A 5323-nucleotide genomic window follows, 5' to 3' on the forward strand; every position below is an offset into this window, starting at 1 on the left:
TGCGCGAGGGCGCCGTCTACGTGGTCACCGGTGCCCGCGGGGCGATCGGTCGGGTGCTGTGCGAGCACCTCGCGCGGCGCTACCGGGCCAAGCTGGTGTTGCTCGGGCGCAGCAGCGCCGAGGCCGAGGTCGCGGCGCTCGAGCGTCTCGGCGGTCGAGCCCTGGCGGTGCAGGCCGACGTCTCGAAGCGGGGCGAGCTCGCGGCCGCGCTCGACGCTGCGCGTCGCCACTTCGGGGCCATCCATGGCGTGTTCCACCTCGCCGGGTCCGCCGACGACAGCCGGGCGAGCGCGGGTGATCAAGCTCGGTTCGCGGCGGTGCTCGCGGCCAAGACGCGGGGCCTCGCGCTCCTCGATCAGCTCACGCGCACCGACGCGCTCGAGCTGTTCGTCGTGTTCTCCTCGCTGTCCTCGCTGATCGGCGACTTTGGGGCGGCCAGCTACGCGACGGCCAACCGCTTCGCCGACCTCTACATCCAGCGGCGCGCGAGCTGGGCGCGAGCCGGCGAGCGTCGCGGTCGCAGCGTGGCGCTGGCCTGGCCGCTGTGGTCCGTGGGCGGCGTCGACGAGCTCGTCACGTCAGCCGAGCGCGCGGCCTACGAGCGCCGCAGCGGCATGGGGGCGCTCGACGCCCAGCAGGGCCTGGCGTTGTTCGAGGCCGCGCTGGGCATGGACCGGCCGTGGCTGGTGCCCGCGTGGGGCCACGTGGGGAGCCTCGACGCGGCGCTCAGCCCGGCGCGCGCTGCCCGAGCGAGCCGCGAGGCGCCCGCGCCTGCGAACCAACAAGCCACGAAACCACCCGCGCAACAACGGGGAGCTGGGGCCCCGCGGCCGCCGGCCGGCGACCCGAGCCGAGACACGCGGCGGCGGCTCGTCCTCCACCTCTGCGAGGTGCTCTCGACCGTGCTCAAGCTGCCGCCGGGGCGCCTCGACAGCCGCGTCCCGCTCGAGGACTACGGCATGGACTCGGTCCTGGTCATGGAGTCCAACGCGCTGCTCGAGCGCGACTTCCCCGGGCTGCGCGGGACCGTGTTCTTCGAGTTCCGCAGCGTCGACGAGCTCGCGGAGCACCTGCTCGAGGCTCACGCCTCGGCCGTGGCCGAGCGCTTCGCGGATGCACAGTCGCCACAGTTGCCACAGCCCTCGCCGCAGCCCTCGACGCAGCCGCCACAGGCCACGCTCGCGCGGGCGAGCGCCGAGCCGCGCCGGGCCGTACAGGCGAACACCGACGAGCCCGTGGCGATCATCGGCCTCGCGGGTCGCTACCCCAAGGCCCGCGACCTCGATGAGTTTTGGGCCAACCTCCTCGCCGGCCGCGATTGCGTGACCGAGATCCCGAGCGAGCGCTGGGACGTCGACGCCCTGTTCGACGCCGACCCGACCGCTCCAGGGCGCAGCTACGGGCGCTGGGGCGGCTTCCTCGACGAGGTCGCGGCGTTCGACTCGTTGTTCTTCCAGATCTCGCCCAAGCAGGCCCGGGCCATGGATCCGCAAGAGCGCTTGTTCCTCGAGAGCGCTTGGTCGGCGCTCGAGAACGCGGGCTACTCGGCCTCGAGCTTGCCCGCGCCGCGCTTTGGGGGGCAGGGCCGCGACGTCGGCGTGTTCGTTGGCGTGATGTGGGGCGACTACGCGGTGCTCGCTGCGGAGGAGTCGGTTCGCGGCAACCATCAGGTGGTGCTCGCCAACCGCTCGTCGATCGCCAACCAGGTCTCTTACTTCGGCGACTTCCGCGGCCCGAGCGTCGTCATCGACACGGCTTGCTCGGCCTCGCTCGTCGCCGTCCACCAGGCCTGCGAGAGCCTCCGGCGGGGCGAGTGCAGCTACGCGATCGCGGGCGGCGTCAACGTCTCGGTCCACCCGGACAAGTATGTGCACCTGAGCCGCAAGACCATGCTCTCACCCGACGGACGCTGCCGCGCGTTCGGGGCCGACGCCAGCGGCTACGTGCCCGGTGAGGGCGTGGGCGCGGTCGTGCTCAAGCGGCTGTCCGAGGCCGTGCGCGACGGAGACACGATCCACGCGGTGATCCGTGCGACGGCCGTCAACCACGGCGGGCGCACGAGCGGCTTCACCGTGCCCAACCCCCACGCGCAGCAGGCTCTCGTCGAGCAGGCCCTGGCCAGCGCCGGGATCGACGCGCGGACGATCGGCTGCGTCGAGGCCCACGGGACCGGGACCTCGCTCGGCGATCCGATCGAGCACACCGGCCTCGCCCAGGCCTTCGCCAAGCACACCGACGAGCTCGGTTTTTGTGCCCTCGGATCGGTCAAGTCGGCGATCGGCCACCTCGAGGGGGCGGCCGGTATCGCCGGACTGACCAAGGTCGCGCTGCAGCTGCGCGAGCGCGTGCTGCTGCCGACGCTCCACGCCGAGCGGCTCAACCCGCTCATCGATTTTGCGAGCTCGCCGTTTCGAGTCCAGCGCGAGGCGGCGCCGTGGCCCGAGGGTCGCGACGCAGCGGGCAGGCTGGTCCCGCGCCGGGCCGCCGTCAGCTCGTTCGGCGCGGGCGGGACCAACGCTCACGTGATCGTCGAGGAGTACCTCGCGCCGGCCGAGGCCCGCGCGACGACCGGGCCCGAGCTGATGCTGGTCTCGGCCCGCGACGAGGACCGGCTGCGCAGCTACGCTGCGGCGATCGGCGCGGCCTTGGAACGTCACGCCGAGCGCGGGCTCCCGGGTGGGCTCGCCGATGTCGGCTACACGCTGCGCGTCGGTCGGGAGCCCCTGACCGAGCGCCTGGCCTTCGTCGCCAGCGATCTCGCCAGCGCAGCCGCGACCTTCGCGGCCTTCGGTCGCGGCGAGGACCGGGCCGAGATCGTTCACGGACGCGTCCCCGCGCGGCCGCCCCTGGCCGACATGTTGACGGCGAGCACCGGCGGCGCCGAATTTCTCGCCGCCCAGATCCGCGCCGGCAACCTGGAGCTGCTGGCGCGGATGTGGGTCAGCGGCGTCAGCCTCGACTGGACCGAGGTCGACAATCTCGAGCAGGGGCGCGAGCGGGGCCCCAAGCGCGTGCCCTTGCCCACGTACCCGTTCGAGCGCGTCCGCCACTGGATCGAGCGGGGCCCGAAGCCGGCTCGACCGCTGGCGGTCGAGGCCGAGGTCGAGGCCGAGCGCGAGCAGGCGAGGGTCTGGCGCCGGCAGCTCGACGCGCGCGAGCCGGTGCTCCGCGATCATGTCGTCGACGGGCGCGCGATCCTCCCGGGCGTCGGCCACCTCGATCTCGTCGCCGAGGCCTGCGGCGGCCTCAACGGCCGGGTGTTCGCCGATGTCCGCTGGCTCCGGCCGCTGAGCATCGCGGTCGAGGGCGGTCCCGGGCTCGGGCAGTGCGAGGTCGAGCTCGATCGACGAGGCTACGAGCTGCGCGGTTCGAGCGGCGAGCTGTGCTCGCAGGGGCGGCTCATCGACGGTGGCGCGCGTCCGCCCGCGCTCGCCGTCGAGCGGCTGCAGGGCGCGCTCGAGCGTGGGCCAGCCGGGCCCGCCTTCTACGCCATGCTCGACGGCATGGGCCTGCACTATGGGCCCTTCTTCCGTCGGGTCGAGCAGCTGTGGGTCGGGGACCACGAGGTCCTCGCGCGCCTCGGCCCGGCGACGGTCGAGGCCAAGCACGCCTTGCACCCGGGGGTCCTCGACGCCGCCTTGCACTGCTTCGCGGCGGTGCTGGTCCGCGCTCGCTCGGCTCAGGCGCGACCGATGCTGCCCTTCGCGGTCGACCGCGTCGAGCTGTTCGGTCCGGTGCCCACGCGGGGCTGGGTCCACGTCCGCGAGACCGGCCCGGCTCGCTGCGAGCTCAGCCTCGCCGACCCGAGTGGGGCCGTCCAGGTCCGCTTCGTCGGGCTCAGCTACCGCGAGGCCAAGTTCGGCGCGAGCGCGGCGGACACCGCGATCAGCTGCCGGCCGCGGTGGATCGCCCGCCCGGCCAAGGACCGGGCGGAGCCGGTCGGGCGCGTGCTGCTGGTCGGGCAGGGGCTCGACGGAGCGCTCGCCGTCGGCATCGAGCGGGCCCACGGCGGCGCCGAGCTCGTGCGCCTCGAGATCGGGGCCGGGGGCTTCGAGGCCGCGTCCCTCGATGCGCGCCTGGCCGAGCGCGTTGCGCCCGAGCTCGTCTACTTCATCGCGCCGACGGGCCCCGCAGCGATCGAGGACCGCGCGGCCTTGCGCGGGTGGATGGATCGGACCGTGGTCGCGCTGTTCGAGCTGGTCCGCGCGCTCGATCGTCGCGGCGTCGTGGCCGGTGGGCTGCGGCTGAAGGTCGTGACGAGTGACGTCTATCCGTTCTCGGCTGGCGAGCCCTCGTGCCCCTGGTCGGCCGGGCTCGTCGGCCTCGCCATGGTCCTCGCCAAAGAGCTGCCGAGCCTCCAGGTCGGGCTCGTCGACGTCCGCAGCTCGGAGCACGCAGAGGTGGCGGCGCAGGTCGTGGCCGAGCCCGCGTGGCCGCGGACCACACCGGTGTGCCTGCGCGGAGGGGCGCGGTGGGAGCGGGTGCTCGAGCGCGTCGAGCTCGACCACGCCGAGGTCCCGCTGCGGCGCGGCGGCGTGTACATGATCATCGGCGGGCTCGGGACGGTGGGTCGTGACACCTGCCGCTACCTCGCCGAGCGCTACGCCGCGAAGCTCGTGATCGTCGGGCGATCCTCGCTCGACGCGGGCCGCCGGGCGCAGCTGGCCGAGCTCGAGGCCGCGGGTGCCGAGCTGCGCTACCTCGCGCTCGACGCGACCGAGCCCGCGGCGATCGCCCGGGCCGTGGACGAGGCCAAGCAGGCGTTTGGCGCCCTCCACGGGGTCATCCACGCGGCCATGGTCCTGGTCAAGCAGGTGGCGCGCGAGCTCGACGAGACCCAGCTGCGCGCGGCGCTCGAGTCCAAGGCGGACTCGACCTGGGCGCTGCTGAGCGCCCTGCGTCGCGAGCCCCTCGACTTCGCGCTGTTCTACTCGTCGGGGGTCGCGTTCGAGGGCAACCACGGCCAGGCCGGCTACGCGGCGGGCTGCACCTTCGCCGACGCGCTCGCGCTGGACATGGCGGATCGCGTCGGGTTTCCGATCCGCGTGCTCAACTTGGGGTACTGGCACGCGGGCGGTGACCGCGAGCGCGAGCGCGTGCTCGAGCGTCTCGCCGCCGCAGGTATTCGCCCGCTCTCGGCCCGCCAGGGCATGGCCGCGGTCGAGGGGCTGCTCGCGGGTCCGTTGCGCCAGATCCTCACCGTCGACGCCGACGAGCACATCCTCACCAACCTTGGGGTCGCGGCCGGGCCCGCGCTCGAGCTGCTTCCGGCCGGACCCGCGCTCGGGCTGCTCGCGGCCGGGCCCGAGCTGCGCTTCGATCA

1 protein-coding gene is annotated in these 5323 nt (G+C 73.9%); it reads left to right on the forward strand.

The window, feature by feature from the left end; all coding sequences use genetic code 11:
• On the forward strand, positions 1-5323 hold a 5323-nt coding region (locus tag DB30_RS39930; RefSeq protein ID WP_146662813.1), incomplete at both ends, for an SDR family NAD(P)-dependent oxidoreductase.

Origin of the sequence: Enhygromyxa salina (assembly GCF_000737335.2) — a bacterium.
Taxonomy (GTDB): Bacteria; Myxococcota_A; Polyangia; order Nannocystales; family Nannocystaceae; genus Plesiocystis; species Plesiocystis salina_C.